Consider the following 20,184-nt stretch of genomic DNA (forward strand, 5'->3'; position numbering starts at 1 on the left):
AATTCGGTTGTGGGCGGACGTACGGAGTGGGCGACAATCCGCGTATGGGACATGTAGAGGCCGCACACCTGGAGTACTACCTGCCGGACGGGCGGGTCCTGCTCGCCGACGCGTCGTTCCGGGTGGGGGAGGGTGCGGTGGTGGCCCTGGTCGGGGCGAACGGCGCCGGGAAGACGACCCTGCTGCGGATGATCTCCGGCGAGCTCCAGCCGCACGGCGGGACCGTCACCGTGGGCGGCGGACTCGGTGTGATGCCGCAGTTCGTGGGCTCGGTGCGGGACGAGCGTACGGTCCGTGACCTGCTGGTCTCGGTGGCCCAGCCGAGGATCCGGGAGGCGGCGGCCGAGGTGGACCGGGCCGAGCACCTGATCATGACGGTCGACGACGAGGCCGCGCAGATGGCGTACGCGCAGGCGCTGAGCGACTGGGCGGAGGCGCGGGGGTACGAGGCCGAGACGGTCTGGGACATGTGCACGATGGCCGCGCTCGGCGTCCCGTACGAGAAGGCGCAGTTCCGGCAGGTGCGCACGCTCTCCGGCGGTGAGCAGAAGCGGCTCGTCCTGGAGGCGCTGCTGCGCGGCCCGGAGGAGACGCTGCTCCTGGACGAGCCGGACAACTATCTGGACGTGCCGGGCAAGCGCTGGCTGGAGGGGAAGCTGAAGGAGACCCGCAAGACGGTCCTCTTCGTCTCCCACGACCGCGAGCTGCTCTCGCGGGCCGCCGACAAGATCGTCAGCCTGGAGCCGAGCCCCGCGGGTACGGACGTGTGGGTGCACGGCGGCGGCTTCGCCACGTACCACGACGCCCGCAAGGAGCGGTTCGCCCGCTTCGAGGAGCTCAAGCGGCGCTGGGACGAGGAGCACGCGCGGCTGAAGGCGCTGGTGCTGCGGCTGCGCAACCAGGCGGCGATCAGCCCGGACATGGCGTCGCGGTACCGGGCGATGCAGACGCGCTTCAGGAAGTTCGAGGAGGCCGGGCCGCCGCCGGAGCCGCCGCGCGAGCAGGAGATCTCGATGCGGCTGCGGGGCGGGCGTACCGGTGTACGTGCCGTGACCTGCGAAAACCTTGAGCTCACCGGACTCATGAAGCCGTTCTCGCTGGAGATCTTCTACGGCGAGCGGGTGGCGGTCCTCGGGTCGAACGGTTCCGGGAAGTCCCACTTCCTGCGGCTGCTGGCCGGGGACGCGTCGGTGGCGTCCACGGGCACGTGGAAGCTGGGGGCGCGGGTGGTTCCCGGCCACTTCGCGCAGACCCACGCGCACCCGGAGCTGCTGGGGCGCACGCTCGTCGACATCCTGTGGACGGAGCACGCGAAGGACCGGGGCGGGGCGATGTCGGTGCTGCGGCGGTACGAGCTGGAGCGCCAGGGCGACCAGGCCTTCGAGAAGCTCTCCGGCGGCCAGCAGGCCCGCTTCCAGATCCTCCTCCTGGAGCTGTCCGGGACCACGGCGCTGCTCCTGGACGAGCCGACGGACAACCTCGACCTGGAGTCGGCGGAGGCGCTCCAGGACGGGCTTGAGGCGTACGAGGGGACGGTCCTCGCCGTCACCCACGACCGCTGGTTCGCGAAGTCCTTCGACCGCTACCTGGTCTTTGGCTCGGACGGGGTCGTGCGGGAGACGGGGGAGCCGGTGTGGGACGAGCGGCGGGTGGAGCGGGCGAGGTAGGCCCCCAGGGGGATCACCCCACCCCGCCCGCGCTCAGCCCCCACCCACCCGCAGCCGAAGGCCGGGCCGTTTTGACCCGCACGGGGGACCCCGGGTATTCTTCTGGTTCGTTATGCGTATTGGCTTGCGTCGTTCTCACGCGAGGGGCCATTACGTAGGTTCTCTGGAGCAGTTACCAGTGGCTCGCATACGGGCAGTGTCCCCGGCATTTGTGAGTCCCAGCTGCATGATCGCTTCAGGGTGCAATGTGTCTGGACCCCATCCACTGAAGAAGCGAAGGCATACGACAGTGCGTACGTACAGCCCCAAGCCCGGCGATGTTACTCGCCAGTGGCACGTCATTGACGCGCAGGACGTTGTCCTGGGCCGTCTGGCGACCACCGCTGCGAACCTCCTCCGGGGCAAGCACAAGCCCGTCTATGCGCCTCACATGGACATGGGCGACTTCGTCATCATCATCAACGCCGACAAGGTTCACCTGTCCGGCAACAAGAAGACCCAGAAGCTGGCCTACCGCCACTCCGGCTACCCGGGCGGTCTCCGCGCGGTGCGCTACGACGACCTCCTGGCGAACAACCCGGAGAAGGCCGTCGAGAAGGCCATCAAGGGCATGATCCCCAAGAACACCCTGGGCCGTCAGATGATCTCCAAGCTGAAGGTCTACTCGGGCGACCAGCACCCCCACGCTGCCCAGCAGCCGGTGCCGTTCGAGATCACCCAGGTCGCGCAGTAGTTCCGGCCACACCCCCTAAGACAGAAAAGAATCTGAGGAGCATCGTGGCCGAGACCACTGTCGAGACCCCCGTCGAGGGCGAAGAGACCTACGCGGAGGTCACCACCTTCGAGTCCGAGGTCCCCGTCGAGGGCGAGTACACCACCGAGTCGCTGGCGTCCCGCTTCGGCGACCCGCAGCCGGCCGCCGGCCTGGGCCGTCGCAAGAACGCCATCGCCCGCGTCCGGATCGTTCCGGGCACCGGCAAGTGGAAGATCAACGGGCGTACGCTTGAGGACTACTTCCCGAACAAGGTCCACCAGCAGGAAGTCAACGAGCCCTTCAAGGTGCTTGAGCTTGACAACCGCTACGACGTCATCGCCCGCATCTCGGGTGGCGGCGTGTCCGGCCAGGCCGGCGCCCTGCGCCTCGGCGTGGCCCGTGCGCTGAACGAGGCGGACGTCGAGAACAACCGCCCGGCGCTGAAGAAGGCCGGCTTCCTCTCCCGCGACGACCGTGCGGTCGAGCGCAAGAAGGCCGGTCTCAAGAAGGCCCGCAAGGCCCCGCAGTACAGCAAGCGCTAAATCGCGCCTGCCGCCTGTACGGCTCTCGTCCGCCCCGGCAGCACTCTTCGTGCTGCCGGGGCGGGCTTGTTTTTGGCACCAGTGGTGGGCGCCCGGGTGCGGCGCCTGGCGGATCTCAATGGAGGACAGCAGTGGGACGACTCTTCGGCACGGACGGTGTACGCGGTATGGCCAACGCCGATCTGACGGCTGAGCTCGCGCTCGGCCTGTCGGTCGCGGCGGCTCATGTACTCGCCGAGGCGGGTACCTTCGCGGGCCATCGGCCCACCGCGGTGGTCGGGCGCGACCCCCGCGCGTCCGGGGAGTTCCTGGAGGCCGCGGTCGTGGCGGGCCTCGCCAGCGCGGGCGTCGACGTGCTGCGCGTCGGCGTGCTGCCGACCCCGGCCGTGGCGTACCTCACGGGCGCGCTCGGCGCGGACCTCGGCGTGATGCTCTCCGCCAGCCACAACGCCATGCCCGACAACGGCATCAAGTTCTTCGCGCGCGGCGGCCACAAGCTCGCCGACGAGCTGGAGGACCGCATCGAGCGCGTCTACGAGCAGCACCGCACGGGCGAGCCGTGGGAGCGGCCGACCGGCTCCGGCGTGGGCCGCGTCCGCTCGTACGAGGAGGGCTTCGACAAGTACGTCGCCCACCTCATGGGTGTGCTGCCGAACCGCCTCGACGGCCTGAAGGTCGTCCTCGACGAGGCGCACGGCGCGGCCGCCCGGGTCTCGCCGGAGGCATTCACGCGCGCCGGTGCCGAGATCGTCACGATCGGCGCCGAGCCGGACGGGCTCAACATCAACGACGGCTGCGGCTCGACCCACCTCGACCTGCTGAAGGCCGCCGTCGTCGAGCACGGCGCCGACCTCGGCATCGCACACGACGGCGACGCGGACCGCTGCCTGGCCGTCGACGCGCAGGGCAACGAGGTCGACGGCGACCAGATCCTCGCCGTGCTCGCGCTGGCCATGCGCGAGGCGGGCACCCTGCGGGGTGACGCCGTCGTCGGCACGGTCATGTCCAACCTCGGCTTCAAGATCGCCATGGAGCGCGAGGGCCTCCAGCTGGTCCAGACGGGCGTCGGCGACCGGTACGTCCTGGAGTCGATGAAGGAGCACGGCTACGCGCTGGGCGGCGAGCAGTCCGGCCACGTGATCATCCTCGACCACGCGACCACCGGCGACGGCACGCTCACCGGTCTGATGCTGGCGGCCCGCCTCGCCGCCACCGGCCGCACCCTGGCCGACCTCGCGGGCGTCATGGAGCGCCTGCCGCAGGTCCTGGTCAACGTGCCGGACGTCGACAAGTCCCGGGTGTCCACCTCGGCCGAGCTGACCTCCGCGGTCACCGAGGCCGAGCGCGAGCTGGGCTCCACCGGCCGGGTGCTGCTGCGCCCGTCGGGCACCGAGCCGCTGGTGCGCGTGATGGTCGAGGCCGCCGACATCGACCAGGCGCGGTCGGTGGCGGGCCGCCTGGCGGACGTCGTGAAGTCGGCGCTGGGCTAGGCCGGTCGCGTACCTTCGTACGCCCAACGAGCGGGCCCGCCGGGGGAGTTCCCCGGCGGGCCCGTGCGTTTGTGGAGCGCTACAGCTTGCGCAGGGAAAGCTTCTGGACCTTGTGGTCGGCGCCCTTGCGGACGACGAGGGTGGCGCGGCCGCGGGTGGGGGCCACGTTCTCCAGCAGGTTGGGCCGGTTGATGGTCCGCCAGGCGGTGCGCGCGTAGTCGAGCGCCTCCTCCTCGGAGACCTGGGTGTACTTGCGGAAGTACGAGGACGGGTTCTGGAAGGCCGTCTCGCGCAGCTTGCGGAAACGGTTCAGGTACCAGGTCTCGATGTCCTCGGTCCGGGCGTCCACGTACACGCTGAAGTCGAAGTAGTCGGCGAGGCCGACCCGGGTGCGGCCGTCCTGGCCCGGCAGGGCGGGCTGGAGCACGTTGAGGCCCTCGACGATGAGGATGTCCGGGCGGCGCACGGTGAGCACCTCGTCGGGGACCCTGTCGTAGATCAGGTGCGAGTAGACGGGCGCGGTGACCTCGTCCTTGCCCGCCTTGATGTCGGCGACGAACCGTGTCAGCGCGCGGCGGTCGTACGACTCCGGGAAACCCTTGCGCGACATCAGGCCGCGCCGCTGGAGCTCGGCCATCGGGTAGAGGAACCCGTCGGTGGTGACGCGCTCCACGCGCGGGTGCTCGGGCCAGCGGGCCAGCATCGCCTGGAGGAGCCGGGCCACCGTGGACTTGCCGACGGCGACCGATCCGGCGACGCCTATGACGAACGGGGTGCCGCGCTGGGCGCCGTGCCCGTTCTTTCCCGCGTCGCCCAGGAACGTGTTGAGGGCGCCGCGCAGTTCGGCGGTGGCCTGGACGTACAGGTTGAGCAGCTGGGACAGCGGCAGATAGATGTCCCGGACCTCGTCCAGGTCGATGACGTCGCCGAGTCCGCGCAGCCGCTCCACCTCCTCGGCGGTCAGCGGCAGTGGCGTCTTGTCCCGCAGTGCGCTCCACTCGCTGCGGGTCAGGTCGACGTACGGCGTCGAGTCCGCCCGGCGTTGGGCGCTTCGTGGCGGCGAAGTGATCACAGGCCCATTGTCGGGGCTGGCGGCCGGATGTGGGGGGTGGGGTGGGTCACGCGGCGGACGCCCCGGGCGGGGGCGCGGGAGTGGACCCGATTCGCGGCCGTACGGTCGTAGGCTGCCGCCATGTGCGGAATCGTCGGGTACGTGGGAGCGCAGTCAGCGCTCGATGTTGTCATCGCCGGGCTGAAGCGGCTCGAATACCGGGGCTACGACTCGGCGGGGATCGCGGTCCTCGCCGACGGCGGGCTGGCCGCGGCCAAGAAGGCCGGCAAGCTCGTCAACCTGGAGAAGGCCCTGGTGGACCGGCCGCTGCCGAGCGGCTCCACCGGCATCGGGCACACCCGCTGGGCCACCCACGGCGGGCCGACCGACGCCAACGCGCACCCGCACCTCGACAACGCGGGCCGGGTCGCGGTCGTCCACAACGGCATCATCGAGAACTTCGCGGCGCTGCGGGCGGAGCTGGAGGAGCGCGGCCACGCACTGGCCTCCGAGACGGACACCGAGGTGGTGGCGCACCTGCTGGCGGAGGCGTACTCCTCGACCGAGGACCTCGCGGAGGCGATGCGGCAGGTGTGCCGACGGCTCGACGGGGCGTTCACGCTGGTCGCGGTGCACGCCGACGAGCCGGACGTGGTGGTCGGGGCGCGGCGGAACTCCCCGCTGGTGGTGGGCGTTGGAGAGGGTGAGTCCTTCCTCGCCTCGGACGTGGCCGCGTTCATCGCCCACACGCGGTCCGCGATCGAGCTGGGCCAGGACCAGGTCGTGGAGCTGCGGCGGGACGGTGTGACGGTCACCGACTTCGACGGGGCTCCCGCACAGGTGCGGTCGTACCACGTGGACTGGGACGCGTCGGCCGCGGAGAAGGGGGGCTATGACTACTTCATGCTCAAGGAGATCGCCGAGCAGCCCAAGGCCGTGGCCGATACGCTGCTCGGCCGGATCGACGGCGCGGGTTCGCTGACGCTCGACGAGGTCCGCATCCCGGCCTCGGTGCTGCGCGAGGTCGACAAGGTCGTGATCGTCGCGTGCGGTACGGCGTACCACGCGGGCATGATCGCCAAGCTGGCGATCGAGCACTGGACGCGAATCCCCTGCGAGACGGAGCTCGCCAGCGAGTTCCGCTACCGGGACCCGATCCTCGACCAGCGCACGCTGGTGATCGCGATCTCGCAGTCCGGCGAGACCATGGACACCCTGATGGCGCTGCGGCACGCCCGCGAGCAGGGCGCCAAGGTACTGGCGATCTGCAACACCAACGGCTCGACGATTCCGCGCGAGTCGGACGCGGTCCTCTACACGCACGCGGGCCCGGAGGTCGCCGTCGCGTCCACGAAGGCGTTCCTGACCCAGCTGGTGGCGTGCTATCTGGTCGCCCTGTATCTGGGCCAGGTGCGCGGGACGAAGTGGGGCGACGAGATCCGGGCGGTGATCCGGGACCTGGCGTCGATCGAGCAGGACGTCGACCAGGTGCTGGAGACGATGGAGCCGGTGCGGGAGCTGGCGCGGTCGCTGGCGGAGAAGAACACGGTGCTGTTCCTGGGCCGTCATGTGGGCTACCCGGTGGCGCTGGAGGGCGCGCTGAAGCTCAAGGAGCTGGCGTACATGCATGCGGAGGGGTTCGCGGCGGGGGAGCTCAAACACGGCCCGATCGCGCTGATCGAACCGGATCTGCCGGTGGTCGTGGTGGTGCCGTCGCCCCGGGGGCGCTCGGTCCTCCACGACAAGATCGTGTCCAACATCCAGGAGATCAGGGCGCGCGGGGCGCGGACGATCGTGATCGCCGAGGTCGGGGACGAGGCGGTGGTGCCGTACGCGGACCATCTGATCCGCATCCCCGCGACGCCGACGCTGCTGCAGCCGCTGGTCGCCACCGTCCCGCTCCAGGTCTTCGCCTGCGAGCTGGCCACGGCGCGGGGCAACGAGGTCGACCAGCCGCGCAACCTGGCGAAGTCGGTCACCGTCGAATGATCATCGGGGTCGGGATCGACGTGGCGGAGGTCAAGCGCTTCGGGGAGTCCCTGGAGCGGACGCCCGGGCTGCTCCAACGGCTCTTCGTGGAACAGGAGTTGCTGCTGCCGAGCGGGGAGCGCCGCGGCACGGCGTCCCTGGCGGTCCGCTTCGCGGCGAAGGAGGCCCTGGCGAAGGCGCTGGGCGCGCCGGCGGGGCTGCACTGGACGGACGCGGAGGTGTACGTGGAGGAGAGCGGGCAGCCGCGGCTTCGGGTGCGGGGGAGTGTGGCGGCTCGGGCTGAGGCGTTGGGGGTTCGGGGGTGGCATGTTTCGTTGAGCCATGACGCGGGGGTGGCTTCGGCGGTGGTGATCGCGGAGGGGTGACGTTGCCCCACCCCGCCCGTTCCCGCTGTGACATTTGCGGCTCCGCCGCGTGGCCTCCGGGGGTGGGTGGGGGTGGAGGCTCGTTTCCCGGGGGCTGCGCCCCGGACCCCGTTCGTCTGCAGGCCGTCTGTGGCTGGTCGCGCAGTTCCCCGCGCCCCTAAAAATGCCGCTGCGCGGCAATCCCGCTTCTAGGGGCGCGGGGAACTGCGCGACCAGCCCCCGCCGAACCCGCAGACGAACGCCGGGCCCACTACATCGCCGGGGTGGCACGAGGGGGTGGGATTCGGAAGGGTGGGGCCATGCGTATCGCCTATCGCGTCGAGACCGTCCGTGCCGCCGAGCAGGAGCTCATCGAGCGGCTTCCCGAGGGCGCGCTCATGCAGCGCGCCGCCGCCGGGCTGGCTGCCGCCTGTGCGGGGATGCTCGGGCGGGTGTACGGGGCCCGGGTCGTCGTTCTCGCGGGCAGTGGCGACAACGGCGGTGACGCGCTGTACGCCGGGGCCCGGCTGGCGCGGCGTGGTGCGGGTGTCAGTGCCGTGCTGCTCGCCCCCGACCGAGCCCACCCGGATGGCCTCGCCGCGTTCCTGCGCGCGGGCGGGCGGGTGGCCGACGACCCGTACGAGGTGCTCGCCGGGGCCGATCTCGTCCTCGACGGGATCACCGGCATCGGCGGGCACGGCGGCCTGCGCCCCGACGCGGTCCCCGTCACCCGTGCGGCCCGCGGGTCGAACGCCCTCGTCGTCGCCGTCGACCTCCCCAGCGGGATCGAGGCCGACAGCGGGGAAGTCCTGGGGGAGGCGCTGCACGCCGACGCGACCGTGACCTTCGGCGCGTACAAGCCGGGCCTGCTCGTCGACCCCGCGTACGCCTACACCGGCGCCGTCCGCCTCGTCGACATCGGCCTCGAACCCCACCTCCCCTCCGTACCGGACTGCGAGGCGCTGCAGCACGCCGACGTGGCGCAGCTGCTGCCGGTGCCGACGGGGGAGAGCGACAAGTACCGGCGCGGGGTCGTCGGCATCGTCGCCGGGTCCGCGCGCTATCCCGGCGCCGCCGTGCTCGCGGTGGCGGGCGCGCTGCACGGCGGGGCCGGGGCCGTCCGGTACGTCGGGCACGCCGCCGACGACGTCATCGCCCGCTTCCCCGAGACGCTGGTCTCGGCGGGCCCTCCGGCCAAGGCGGGCCGCGTCCAGGCCTGGGTCGTCGGCCCCGGCCTCGGGGACGCCCCGGGGGTCGAGGACGTCCTCGCCGCGGACGTTCCCGTGCTGGTCGACGCGGACGGGCTGCGCGGTCTGGACCCGGCGGCGGTACGGGCGAGGACCGCGCCGACCCTGCTCACCCCGCACGCGGGGGAGGCGGCGGCGCTGCTCGGGGTGAGCCGGGCGGAGGTGGAGGGCGCACGGCTCCGCTCCGTACGCGAACTGGCCGACCGGTATGGCGCGACCGTCCTCCTCAAGGGTTCGACCACGCTCGTCGCCGATCCGGGCGGCCGCGCGCCGGTCCGGGTCAACCCGACGGGTACGCCCTGGCTCGCCACGGCGGGCAGCGGCGACGTCCTGTCCGGCCTGGCGGGTTCCCTGCTGGCCGCGGGCCTCTCCGCCCGGGATGCGGGCTCGGTCGCGGCGTACCTCCACGGCCTGTCCGCCCGCCACGCCGCGAAATCGGCCCCCCTGACGGCGTCGTCCGTCGCGTCGTCCCTGACGAACGCCTGGCGAGACGTGTACGCGTAAGCCTTCCGGGGCCCGGTGTTCGTCTGCGGCCCGGTGGTGGGTTGCTCGCGCAGTTCCCCGCGCCCCTAAAAGCGCCCCTTCGGGGCGCCCCCGGGGATTGCCGCGGAGCGGCACTTCTAGGGGCGCGGGGAACTGCGCGACCAGCCACACTCAGCCCGCAGACGAACACCATCCCCCGGAGGGTTCAGGGAAGGGGCGGGGTGGGGGAATCAACCCCCCGCCACCCGCGCGGCGCCCCCCACACCCCACCCCCCACCGCTTCCCTGACCCCATGAGCGAACACCACCCCCACCCCCGCCGCCCCAAACGCATCGCCGTCCGCCTCGCCCTCACCCTCGCGACCTCCCTCGCCCTCTGCGCCGCCTACCCCGTCCCCCCGCACCCCGGCCCCGGCCCAGGCCCCTCCGCCCCGGCCCCCGCACCCCCCGCCCCGGAGAGTCCCGTCCCCGCCGACTCCCTCGTCCCGGGCGAGCCGCGGGCGCCGGGGCAGGTCGCGTATCTCATGGACACGCCCGACCAGGTGCTGCCGCCGCTCGTGTACGAGCCCACCGCCGCCGAGGAGGCCGTCGAGCCCGCGGCGCCCGCGGCGGGTGTGGAGCGGCTCGTCGAGTACGTGCCCGGCAACGAGGTCGGGGCCGCCGCGTGCAGCCGGAACGCCGGGCCGTATCAGCGGCAGGTCGAGCGGTGGCTGAAGCTGGCGGCCGACGGGAAGCAGTCCGCCGCCGACTGCGCCGCGATCCGCCGCTTCCAGACCGACCACGGCATCCGGCCGAACAGCGGCTTCGCCGGGCCCGCCACCTGGGGCACCATGCGGCTGCTCTCGGCCCGGGCCGCCCCCAACGCCGCCGGCCGCTGCCCGGTCCGCAAGGGCCGGATCGCCTGCGTCGACCTCGACCGGCAGCTCATGTGGGTGCAGAACCGCACAAAAGTCACCTTCGGGCCCGTCGCCATTCGCAGCGGGCGGCCCGGGTACGCCACCCGTACCGGTACCTACCCCGTCTACTGGCGGCACAAGAACCACTGGTCGACCATCTACAACGCGCCCATGCCGTACGCCCAGTTCTTCAGCGGAGGGCAGGCGTTCCATGCCATTTACGACAACATCTACTCCACCGTCGGGTCACGTGGATGCGTCAATCTGACCTACTCGGAGGCCAAGCGGCTGTGGGGCGCGCTCGCCAAAGGTGACCCGGTCCACATCTGGGGGCGCAGGCCCGGCGCCTGAGCCGGGGGCGGAGCTCTGAGAGACTTGGCGCGATGACCGCGATGACTCAGACAGTGCACACGCGAGCCCGCGCCGAGATCGATCTGGCCGCCCTGCGCGCCAACGTCCGTGCGCTGCGCGCCCGTACCCCCGGCGCGCAGCTCATGGCTGTCGTGAAGGCGGACGCGTACGGGCACGGCGCCGTGCCGTGCGCCCGGGCCGCGATCGAGGCGGGCGCCGCCTGGGTCGGCACGGCCACCCCGCACGAGGCCCTGGCGCTGCGCGCGGCCGGGATCGGCGGGCGGATGCTCTGCTGGCTGTGGACGCCGGGCGGGCCCTGGCGCGAGGCCGTCGAGGCCGACATCGATGTGTCGGTGAGCGGGATGTGGGCCCTGGAGGAGGCCGTGGAGGCCGCCCGCGCCGCCGGGCGCGTCGCCCGTGTCCAGCTCAAGGCCGACACCGGGCTCGGGCGCAACGGGTGTCAGCCCGCCGACTGGCCCGAGCTCGTCCAGGCCGCCCTCGCGGCCCCCGAGGTCCGCGTCACCGGCCTCTGGTCGCACTTCGCCTGCGCCGACGAGCCCGGTCACCCCTCCATCGCCGCCCAGCTCACCCTGTTCCGCGAGCTGGTGGCGTACGCCGAGAAGGCGGGCATCGAGCCCGAGGTGCGGCACATCGCCAACTCCCCGGCCACCCTCACCCTCCCCGAGTCCCACTTCGACCTGGTGCGGACCGGTATCGCCATGTACGGCGTCAGCCCCGCGCCCGAGCTCGGCGCCCCGGGCGACTTCGGGCTGCGGCCGGTGATGACGCTCGCCGCGTCCGTGGCGCTGGCCAAGCAGGTCCCGGCGGGTCACGGCGTCAGCTACGGGCATCACTACGTCACAGAACGCGAGACGACCCTCGCGCTGGTTCCGCTCGGTTACGCCGACGGCATCCCGCGGCACGCCTCCGGGCGCGGCCCCGTGCTCCTCGGGGGCCGGGTGCGGACGGTGGCGGGCCGGGTCGCCATGGACCAGTTCGTCGTCGACCTCGAAGGGGACACCGTCGAGCCGGGCGCGGAGGCGATCCTGTTCGGGCCGGGCGACCGGGGCGAGCCGAGCGCCGAGGACTGGGCGCGGGCCGCGGACACCATCGCGTACGAGATCGTCACCCGGATCGGTTCGCGGGTGCCGCGCGTCTACCGACACGAGAATTCCGACAGCTGAACCCGCGGACCACAAGGAGCGGCACGGTGAGCGAGACCAGCACGGGGGACGTGGCGCAGGCTGCCGTGGGCAGCTGGCGGCTGGCGGGTCTGGCCGGGGCCGCGATAGGTGTGGTCGCGGCGGGGGCCGCCGCCGGGGTCGCGGTCGAGCGGCTCACCGTCGGGCGCGGCATGCGCAGGAAGGCCCGCCTCGCGCTGGACGCGGCGGGGCCGTACGGCGCGCTGCGCGGCACGCCGGGGCGCGCGTACTCCGACGACGGCACCGAGCTCTACTACGAGACCGACGAGGCCGAGCCGTCCGCCAAGGTCAACGGGGCGCGCAAGCGGCGGCTGTTCGGCCGCAAGGCGCCCGCGCCCGTCACCGTCGTCTTCTCGCACGGCTTCTGTCTGAGCCAGGACGCCTGGCACTTCCAGCGGGCCGCGCTGCGCGGGGTCGTGCGGACCGTCCACTGGGACCAGCGCAGCCACGGCCGCTCGGCGCGCGGCGAGGCGCAGGCGCAGGGCAGGCCCGTCACCATCGACCAGCTGGGCCGCGACCTCAAGGCGGTCCTCGACGCGGCCGCCCCCGAGGGGCCGCTGGTGCTGGTGGGGCACTCGATGGGCGGCATGACGGTGATGGCGCTCGCCGACCAGTACCCGGAGCTGATCCGCGACCGGGTCGTCGGCGTCGCCTTCGTCGGCACGTCCTCGGGCAGGCTGGGCGAGGTGAGCTACGGGCTGCCGGTGGCGGGGGTGAACGCGGTGCGCCGCATCCTGCCCGGCGTGCTGAAGGCGCTCGGCTCGCAGGCGGAGCTGGTGGAGCGGGGGCGGCGGGCCACGGCCGACCTCTTCGCCGGGATGATCAAGCGGTACTCGTTCTCCTCGAAGGACGTGGACCCGGCGGTGGCCCGGTTCGCGGAGCGGATGATCGAGGGGACGCCGATCGACGTGGTGGCGGAGTTCTACCCGGCCTTCGACGACCACGACAAGGAGGCGGCGCTCCAGATCTTCGCCGAGGTGCCCGCGCTCGTCCTGGCCGGCGACCGCGACCTGGTCACGCCCAGCTCGCACAGCGAGTCCATCGCGGACCTGCTGCCCGACGCCGAGCTGGTCATCGTCCCGGACGGCGGGCACCTGGTGATGCTGGAGCACCCCGAGACGGTCACCGACCGGCTGGCGGACCTGCTGGTGCGGGTCGGCGCGGTGCCGGAGGCGACTAACGTTGGCACGTATGGAAGCACCGCACAGCCAGGCCACTGACGCCACGACCCGGCTCACCCTCGACTCCCCCGCCGAGATGCAGGAGTTGGGCCGCAAGATCGCCAAACTGCTCCGCCCGGGCGACCTCGTCCTGCTCACCGGCGAGCTCGGCGCGGGCAAGACGACACTGGCGCGCGGCCTCGGCGAGAGCCTCGGGGTGCGCGGCGCGGTGACCTCCCCCACCTTCGTGATCGCCCGGGTCCACCCGTCCCTGACGGGCGGCCCGGCCCTGGTGCACGTGGACGCGTACCGGCTCGGCGGCGGTCTGGACGAGATGGAGGACCTGGACCTCGACGTCTCGCTGCCGGACTCCGTGGTGGTCGTGGAGTGGGGCGACGGCAAGGTGGAGGAGCTCTCCGACGACCGGCTGCACGTGGTCATCGACCGGGTGGTCGGCGAGACGGACGACGACCGCCGGGTGGTGACCGTGACCGGTCTGGGTGCGCGGTGGTCGGGGGCCGGGATCGAGGGCCTGTAGCCGCCTGTGGCCGGGCGGGGCGCGTGGGACACGTACGTTCCGACAAGGCGTCGGCAAAATGTTGCGCGGGTCCCGCCGGGCGTGGTCACATGGTAGGAGAGACCTGGTTAGGTCTACCTAACCACGCCTTCTCCAGGAGCCGGGAGGCCGCCATGACCGTGTCGGAGCGCGAAGCGCAGCCGCGGCGTACGCAGGGTGTGTCCATGAGCGATCTGCTGGCCTCCTGCGCGGCAGCGAGCGCCGTCTCGACCCCGCCGAATCCGGCGGAGCCGGACGAGGAACGGCCGCCCGCCAAGACCGAGGAGAAAGGCGTGCGGCGCGATGCCGCTTAACTCTTTCAGGTGTAACTGACGGTACGGGTGCGGCAGTGCGCACTCAGGGGCGCGGGGCTGTGCCCTACGGCACCACGACGATCTTCGAGCCGATCGTGGCGAACGTCCACAGCGCGTTGCCGTCCTCGCGCTTCATCCGGATGCCGCCGGTGCGCTTGCTCGGGTCCGGGCTGGCCACCTTGCCGTTGACGGCCGCGCTGAAGCCGATCGTCACGGAGTCGACGGTGGCGAACCGGACGACGTGCTCGATCCGCACCCCGTCCGAGCCGGGGACGGACGCGGCCCGCGAGGTCACCGCGTAGTTGCCGGGCTTGGGGCTGACCGTCGACGGCATGACCTCGAAGGTCTTGGGCGCCAGGCCCTTGAGCGTCTTGGTGCCGACCAGCCAGACGCGCTTGCCGCCCAGCGAGTACACGACGCGCGGGCCCACACCGGAGTTCTGCGGCAGCGCCGTCACGTTCTTCGCGGGCACCTTGCCCTTGGGGGATGCCGGCGTCGAGGAGCTCGGGGCGGGCGAGACGGTGGTGCCCGGCGCGGCCAGATCGGCAGCGGAGGGGGCGTTCGCCGACGCCTGGTAAGCGAGGAAGCCGACCGCCGCGAGTGCCGCCGCGGTGAGCCCGGCCACAAATCCCGAGCTGCTCCTTGCCACCTGACTCGCCCCTTTCGTACGTACAGGCTTACGGATGTCTACAAGCCTGCGGTCATATCTGCGGCTGACGGTAGCAGCCGGGGGCGGCCGGGGCGGGACGCCGTGCCCCCGGCGCCGTGGCCGTAGGCTGTTCGCGTGCTCTTGCTCGCCGTTGATACCGCCACCCCCGCCGTGACCGTCGCCCTGCACGACGGCACGGACGTCGTCGCCGAGACCAGCCGGGTGGACGCCCGCCGGCACGGGGAGCTGCTGCTGCCCGCCGTCCACCAGGTGCTCGCGGACGCCGGGCTCACGCTCGACGCCGTCACGGACCTGGTCGTCGGGGTCGGCCCCGGCCCGTACACGGGACTGCGCGTCGGCCTGGTGACGGCCGCGACCTTCGGCTCGGTGCTCGGGGTGCCCGTCCACGGCCTGTGCACGCTCGACGGCCTCGCCTACGCCTCCGGCATCGAGGAGCCGTTCGTCGTCGCCACCGACGCGCGCCGCAAAGAGGTCTACTGGGCCCGCTACGACGACTTCCGCACCCGTGTGAGCGAGCCGTCCGTCGACCGGCCCGCCGACATCGCCGAGCAGGTCGCCGGGGTGCCGGTGGTCGGCGCGGGCGCGGTCCTCTACCCGGAGGCGTTCCCGGACGCCCGCGGGCCCGAGCACCAGTCGGCGGCGGCGCTCGCCTCGCTGGCGGCGGAGAGGCTGGCGGCGGGCGCGGAGTTCCTGGCGCCGGTGCCGCTGTATCTGCGCCGCCCGGACGCGCAGGTGCCCAAGAACTACAAGGTGGTCACCCCCCAGTGAGCGTGGTGCTCCGTGAGATGCGCTGGTGGGACATAGAGCCGGTGCTCGCGCTCGAACACGACCTGTTCCCCGAGGACGCCTGGTCGGCGGGGATGTTCTGGTCGGAGCTCGCACACGCCAGGGGGCCGGGCGCGACCCGGCGCTATGTGGTCGCGGAGGACGGGTCGGGCCGGCTGGTCGGCTACGCGGGCCTCGCGGCCGCGGGCGGCCTCGGTGATGTCCAGACCATCGCCGCGGCCCGCGACCAGTGGGGCACGGGCCTCGGCGCCCGGCTCCTGACCGACCTGCTCAAGCACGCCACCGCCTTCGAGTGCGACGAGGTCCTGCTCGAAGTGCGGGTGGACAACAAACGGGCCCAGAAGCTCTACGAGCGCTTCGGCTTCGAGCCCATCGGATTCCGGCGGGGCTACTACCAGCCGGGCAACATCGACGCGCTCGTGATGCGCCTGATCGTCCAGGAACACGACCGAGAAACAGAAGAGACTGACTGATGGCTGACGAACCGCTGGTACTCGGCATCGAGACCTCCTGCGACGAGACCGGCGTCGGCATCGTGCGCGGCACGACGCTGCTCGCCGACGCCGTCGCGTCCAGCGTGGACACCCACGCCCGGTTCGGCGGCGTGGTGCCCGAGATCGCCTCGCGCGCGCACCTGGAGGCGATGGTCCCCACCATCGAGCGCGCCCTGAAGACGGCCGGGATCTCCGCCAGGGACCTCGACGGCATCGCGGTGACGGCCGGGCCGGGCCTCGCGGGCGCGCTGCTCGTCGGCGTCTCGGCCGCCAAGGCGTACGCGTACGCCCTGAACAAGCCGCTGTACGGGGTGAACCACCTGGCCTCGCACATCTGCGTCGACCAGCTGGAGCACGGGCCGCTGCCCGAGCCCACGATGGCGCTGCTTGTCAGCGGCGGCCACTCCTCGCTGCTGCTCGCGCCCGACATCACCGCGGACGTCCGCCCGATGGGCGCGACGATCGACGACGCGGCGGGCGAGGCGTTCGACAAGATCGCGCGCGTGCTCAACCTGGGCTTCCCCGGCGGCCCGGTGATCGACCGGCTCGCCAAGGAGGGCGACCCGACGGCGATCGCGTTCCCGCGCGGTCTGAGCGGCTCGCGCGACCCGGCGTACGACTTCTCCTTCTCGGGGCTGAAGACGGCCGTGGCCCGCTGGATCGAGGCGAAGCGGAACGCGGGCGAGGAGGTGCCGGTGCGGGACGTGGCCGCCTCCTTCCAGGAGGCGGTGGTCGACGTCCTGACCCGCAAGGCCGTACGGGCCTGCAAGGACGAGGGCGTGGACCATCTGATGATCGGCGGCGGCGTCGCGGCCAACTCGCGGCTGCGGGCGCTCGCCCAGGAGCGGTGCGAGAAGGCGGGTATCCGGCTGCGGGTGCCGCGGCCCGGTCTGTGCACGGACAACGGGGCGATGGTGGCGGCGCTCGGCGCGGAGATGGTGGCGCGCAACCGGCCCGCCTCGGACCTGGACCTGTCGGCGGACTCCTCGCTGCCGGTGACGGACCCTCACGTGCCGGGCACGCACGGCCACGCGCACGACCACGACCATGTGCACGAGATCAGCAAGGAGAACCTGTACCCGTGACGGTCGCGCTGATGTGGGAGGCGCGGGCGGTCCAGGGCCGCGGCGGGGACCTCCTCGCCTGGGCCCGGGCCCAGCCGCTGCCGCAGGTGCCGGTGCGCCGGGAGGTCTTCGCGGCGCACCAGGACCGGGTGCTCGTGATCACCTGGTGGGAGGCGGCGTACGACGCGGAGCTGCCCGAACTGCCGGAGCCGGACGGGGAGTTGGTGACCCGGCCCGTACACCGCTGGCGCTTCGAGTCACTCGGAGTGGAACCTCCGGCCTGAATTCTGCATCGATCTGTACGCAGGGGACGTATCGGTCGGCGGTTCGGGGTTGGTTCCACAGTGGGTAAGAAGAGCGCGGCAGCGGCGGGACTGGTGCTGTCCGGAGTGCTGCTGGCCACGGGGTGCTCGTCGTCGGGCGGCTCCGGGAGCGGCCCGGCCAAGACCGGCGGCAGCGGTACGGCGCCCACCCCCTCCGCGCCGGCCTCCGGCCCCGCGCAGGGCGCCGAGGACGGCGTCGCGAGCGCGTCCGCTTACCGCAAGTGGGGCCTCAAGCCGCTGCCCGCGGCTCCCGCGCCGCCCGCGCAGAAGCCGGTGAAGGCGAAGCCCGGGGAGGTCCCGGTGATCAGTGACATCCCCACGAAGCAGAAGATCGTCTTCGTGACGTTCGACGACGGGGCCGAGAAGGACCCCAAGTTCGTGGAGATGATGCGGGACCTGAAGATCCCTTTCACGATGTTCCTCACCGACGCGGCGATCAGCAGCAACAAGGGCTACTTCAAGCCGCTGCAGCAGCTCGGCAACGGGGTCCAGAACCACACCCTGACGCACCCCAACATGCGGACCGAGAGCGGCGCCCAGCAGCAGCACCAGATATGCGGCCAGCAGGAGAAGCTGACCAAGGAGTACGGCAAGGCTCCCCGGCTCTTCCGGCCGCCGTACGGCAACTGGAACGAGGGGACGCGCGCGGCGGCCAAGGCGTGCGGGATCCAGTCGATCGTGCTGTGGCGCGAGTCGATGCAGATCCAGAACATGCAGTACCAGCGCGGCGACAAGAAGCTCCATCCCGGCGACATCATCCTGGCCCACTTCCGCGGCAAGAGTGAGCTCAAGGGCCACACGATGACCGAGATGACGGCGAACATGCTCCGCCACATCCAGGAACAGGGCTTCGCGGTGGCGCGCCTGGAGGACTACGTCTAGGCCTGTGACCTGTTGGCCGGGCAGCCGGAAAAAATCTTCGGAAGAAATCCGCGGGTCGTGTCGAATCCGGGTCCGGCCGTTCGACGTATGAGTGAGAGGCGGGGAACAGCCCCGCAGCCACCCCTCCGGGCTTCCGGACGTTTCGAGGAGAACACCATGCCGCGCTACCTGTCGATGGTCCGCATCAACGAGACCGACGCCCCCGCCGAGGGTCCGAGCGCCGAGCTGATGGAGCGGATGGGCAGTCTGATCGAGGAGATGACCAAGGCCGGGGTCCTGCTCGACACCGCCGGGCTCACCCCCACCGCCCAGGGCACCAGGGTCACCTGGTCGGGCGGGAAGCTCTCGACGACCGACGGGCCGTTCACCGAGTCCAAGGAGGTCGTCGGCGGCTACGCGCTCATGCAGTGCAAGGACAAGGCCGAGGCGATCGAATGGGCCAAGCGGTTCCTGACGATCCACGAGGAGCACTGGACGGTCACCTCCGAGATCCGCGAGATCTTCGAGGGCTGAGAGCCTGTCTTCGAACCCCCGCCTGCGCCCCGACGCCCGGCACGCACGGCTCTGAGGCCGCGTCCCCGGCCCGGCGCCGATTGCCGATGCGCCGCGCGGGTGCTCTGATGACTGCCCGTGAGCACAGAAAAGGACGCGGTCGAAGCCGTCTTCCGGATCGAGTCCCCGCGCGTCATCGCGGCCGTCGCCCGGATCGTCCGGGACGTCGGCATCGCCGAGGAGCTGGCGCAGGACGCGCTGGTCGCCGCCCTGGAGCGGTGGCCGGAGACAGGGGTCCCGGACAACCCGGGCGCCTGGCTCACGGCCACCGCCAGGCACCGGGCCGTCGACCTGGTGCGCCGCCGCGAGACGTACGCGCGCAAGCTCGCCGAGATCGGCCGCGACCTCGACGAGGCGGTGGCGGAGCCGGAGTTCGCGGTCGCCGAGGACCCGGACGCGATCGACGACGACCTGCTCCGGCTGATCTTCACCGCCTGCCACCCGGTGCTCTCCACCGAGGCGCGCATCGCCCTGACGCTGCGGCTGCTCGGCGGGCTGACGACCGACGAGATCGCCCGCGCCCTCCTCGCCCAGGAGCCGACCGTCGCCCAGCGGATCTCCCGCGCCAAGCGGTCGCTGGCCAGGGCGGGAGTGCCGTTCGAGGTGCCGTACGGCCCGGAGCGCGCCGCGCGGCTCGCATCCGTCCTGGAGGTCGTCTACCTCGTCTTCAACGAGGGTTACTCGGCGACGGCCGGTGACGACCTGGTGCGCCCGGCGCTGTGCGAGGACGCGCTGCGGCTCGTACGGGTGCTGGCCGGGCTCGTGCCCGAGGAGCCCGAGGTCCACGCGCTGGCCGCGCTCCTGGAGATCCAGGCGTCGCGGACGCACACGCGCACGGACGCGACGGGTGCCCCCGTGCTGCTCGCCGACCAGAACCGCTCCCGCTGGAACCGGCTGCTGATCCGGCGCGGCTTCGCGGCGCTGACCCGCGCGGGCGAACTCGGCGGCGCCCCCGGCCCGTACGCGCTCCAGGCCGCCATCGCCGCCTGCCACGCACAGGCCGCCTCGTACGAGGAGACCGACTGGGCGGCGATCGCCACGCTCTACCGGCGGCTCGCGGCGATCGCCCCCTCCCCGGTGGTGGAGCTGAACCGGGCGGTCGCCGTGTCGATGGCCGAGGGCCCCGCGGCGGGCCTGGCGATCGTGGACGCCCTCGCCGCCGACCCGGCCCTGCGCGGCTACCACCTGCTGCCGAGCGTCCGGGGCGACCTGCTGAGACGCCTCGGGCGTACGGAGGAGGCCCGCGCGGAGTTCACCCGCGCGGCGGAGCTGACGCGCAACGAACGCGAGCGGGAGCTGCTGCGGGCGCGCGCGGCGGGCTGATATCCGGGCGGCGGACGCGGGCCCGGCGATGAGTTTCCCGTACGG

General features: G+C 72.3%; 21 protein-coding genes. 19 read left to right on the forward strand and 2 right to left on the reverse strand.

Features of this window, described 5'->3' with window-relative positions; translation table 11 throughout:
• Positions 1-44 precede the first annotated feature (44 nt).
• The 4 genes from OG965_RS24550 (at position 45) to glmM (ending at position 4,453) form a co-directional block, all read left to right on the forward strand.
• Positions 45-1,667, forward strand: a complete 1,623-nt coding sequence (locus tag OG965_RS24550) for an ATP-binding cassette domain-containing protein (protein WP_371654212.1) — start codon at positions 45-47, stop codon at positions 1,665-1,667.
• A 289-nt stretch (positions 1,668-1,956) separates the two neighbouring features.
• Positions 1,957-2,400 (forward strand): 50S ribosomal protein L13, encoded by a 444-nt coding sequence (rplM, locus tag OG965_RS24555; protein ID WP_371654213.1) that lies wholly within the window; start codon positions 1,957-1,959, stop codon positions 2,398-2,400.
• A 44-nt stretch (positions 2,401-2,444) separates the two neighbouring features.
• Complete coding sequence (rpsI, locus tag OG965_RS24560) at positions 2,445-2,963, forward strand: 30S ribosomal protein S9 (protein ID WP_358836279.1); 519 nt, start codon at positions 2,445-2,447, stop codon at positions 2,961-2,963.
• Between the two features lie 131 nt (positions 2,964-3,094).
• On the forward strand, positions 3,095-4,453 hold the full coding sequence (gene glmM, locus OG965_RS24565) for a phosphoglucosamine mutase (RefSeq protein ID WP_371654214.1): 1,359 nt from the start codon (positions 3,095-3,097) through the stop codon (positions 4,451-4,453).
• A gap of 79 nt (positions 4,454-4,532) precedes the next feature.
• Here glmM and coaA read toward each other — a convergent pair whose 3' ends face one another.
• On the reverse strand, positions 4,533-5,525 hold the full coding sequence (coaA, locus tag OG965_RS24570) for a type I pantothenate kinase (protein WP_371654215.1): 993 nt from the start codon (positions 5,523-5,525) through the stop codon (positions 4,533-4,535).
• Between the two features lie 120 nt (positions 5,526-5,645).
• On the opposite strand from coaA, the gene glmS reads away from it, so the two are divergent.
• From glmS to OG965_RS24610, 8 genes are all read left to right on the forward strand, one after another.
• Positions 5,646-7,493 carry a glutamine--fructose-6-phosphate transaminase (isomerizing) gene (glmS, locus tag OG965_RS24575; protein ID WP_371654216.1) on the forward strand — a complete coding sequence of 616 codons (1,848 nt, stop codon included), beginning with the start codon at positions 5,646-5,648 and terminating at the stop codon, positions 7,491-7,493.
• The gene (locus OG965_RS24580; RefSeq protein ID WP_371654217.1) at positions 7,490-7,858 is read left to right on the forward strand and encodes a holo-ACP synthase; all 369 of its coding nucleotides are present in this window, start codon (positions 7,490-7,492) and stop codon (positions 7,856-7,858) included. The genes glmS and OG965_RS24580 overlap by 4 nt, the downstream gene beginning before the upstream one ends.
• A 299-nt stretch (positions 7,859-8,157) precedes the next feature.
• Positions 8,158-9,588 carry an NAD(P)H-hydrate dehydratase gene (locus tag OG965_RS24585; RefSeq protein ID WP_371654218.1) on the forward strand — a complete coding sequence of 477 codons (1,431 nt, stop codon included), beginning with the start codon at positions 8,158-8,160 and terminating at the stop codon, positions 9,586-9,588.
• A gap of 271 nt (positions 9,589-9,859) precedes the next feature.
• Complete coding sequence (locus OG965_RS24590) at positions 9,860-10,813, forward strand: L,D-transpeptidase family protein (protein ID WP_371654219.1); 954 nt, start codon at positions 9,860-9,862, stop codon at positions 10,811-10,813.
• Between the two features lie 41 nt (positions 10,814-10,854).
• The gene (gene alr, locus OG965_RS24595; RefSeq protein WP_371657041.1) at positions 10,855-11,997 is read left to right on the forward strand and encodes an alanine racemase; all 1,143 of its coding nucleotides are present in this window, start codon (positions 10,855-10,857) and stop codon (positions 11,995-11,997) included.
• A 26-nt stretch (positions 11,998-12,023) separates the two neighbouring features.
• Positions 12,024-13,235, forward strand: a complete 1,212-nt coding sequence (locus OG965_RS24600) for an alpha/beta fold hydrolase (RefSeq protein ID WP_371654220.1) — start codon at positions 12,024-12,026, stop codon at positions 13,233-13,235.
• Complete coding sequence (tsaE, locus tag OG965_RS24605) at positions 13,207-13,713, forward strand: tRNA (adenosine(37)-N6)-threonylcarbamoyltransferase complex ATPase subunit type 1 TsaE (protein ID WP_371654221.1); 507 nt, start codon at positions 13,207-13,209, stop codon at positions 13,711-13,713. Before OG965_RS24600 ends, tsaE begins: the two co-directional genes overlap by 29 nt.
• Positions 13,714-13,916: 203 nt before the next feature.
• Positions 13,917-14,045 (forward strand): hypothetical protein, encoded by a 129-nt coding sequence (locus tag OG965_RS24610; protein ID WP_371654222.1) that lies wholly within the window; start codon positions 13,917-13,919, stop codon positions 14,043-14,045.
• 64 nt (positions 14,046-14,109) lie between these two features.
• On the opposite strand, the gene OG965_RS24615 is transcribed toward OG965_RS24610, so the two are convergent.
• Positions 14,110-14,694: a hypothetical protein gene (locus tag OG965_RS24615; RefSeq protein ID WP_371654223.1), complete on the reverse strand. Its 585-nt coding sequence runs from the start codon at positions 14,692-14,694 to the stop codon at positions 14,110-14,112.
• Positions 14,695-14,829: 135 nt separating this feature from the next.
• On the opposite strand from OG965_RS24615, the gene tsaB reads away from it, so the two are divergent.
• The 7 genes from tsaB to OG965_RS24650 all read left to right on the forward strand — a co-directional run bounded on the left by tsaB (position 14,830) and on the right by OG965_RS24650 (position 20,139).
• A complete protein-coding gene (gene tsaB / locus OG965_RS24620; protein ID WP_371654224.1) occupies positions 14,830-15,483 on the forward strand; it encodes a tRNA (adenosine(37)-N6)-threonylcarbamoyltransferase complex dimerization subunit type 1 TsaB in 654 nt (217 codons plus the stop codon).
• Positions 15,484-15,500: 17 nt separating this feature from the next.
• Positions 15,501-15,974 carry a ribosomal protein S18-alanine N-acetyltransferase gene (gene rimI, locus OG965_RS24625; protein ID WP_371657042.1) on the forward strand — a complete coding sequence of 158 codons (474 nt, stop codon included), beginning with the start codon at positions 15,501-15,503 and terminating at the stop codon, positions 15,972-15,974.
• The gene (gene tsaD, locus OG965_RS24630) at positions 15,974-17,080 is read left to right on the forward strand and encodes a tRNA (adenosine(37)-N6)-threonylcarbamoyltransferase complex transferase subunit TsaD (protein WP_371654225.1); all 1,107 of its coding nucleotides are present in this window, start codon (positions 15,974-15,976) and stop codon (positions 17,078-17,080) included. Before rimI ends, tsaD begins: the two co-directional genes overlap by 1 nt.
• Positions 17,077-17,343, forward strand: a complete 267-nt coding sequence (locus OG965_RS24635) for a hypothetical protein (protein WP_371654226.1) — start codon at positions 17,077-17,079, stop codon at positions 17,341-17,343. Before tsaD ends, OG965_RS24635 begins: the two co-directional genes overlap by 4 nt.
• Before the next feature lie 60 nt (positions 17,344-17,403).
• Positions 17,404-18,264, forward strand: coding sequence for a polysaccharide deacetylase family protein (locus tag OG965_RS24640; protein WP_371654227.1), 861 nt, complete (start codon positions 17,404-17,406; stop codon positions 18,262-18,264).
• Positions 18,265-18,420: 156 nt separating this feature from the next.
• Entirely contained in the window at positions 18,421-18,777 is a 357-nt protein-coding gene (locus OG965_RS24645) for a YciI family protein (protein WP_371654228.1), read from the forward strand.
• A 117-nt stretch (positions 18,778-18,894) separates the two neighbouring features.
• Positions 18,895-20,139, forward strand: coding sequence for an RNA polymerase sigma factor (locus OG965_RS24650; protein ID WP_371654229.1), 1,245 nt, complete (start codon positions 18,895-18,897; stop codon positions 20,137-20,139).
• The last annotated feature ends 45 nt before the right edge of the window (positions 20,140-20,184 follow it).

Origin of the sequence: Streptomyces sp. NBC_00224 (assembly GCF_041435195.1) — a bacterium.
Taxonomy (GTDB): Bacteria; Actinomycetota; Actinomycetes; order Streptomycetales; family Streptomycetaceae; genus Streptomyces.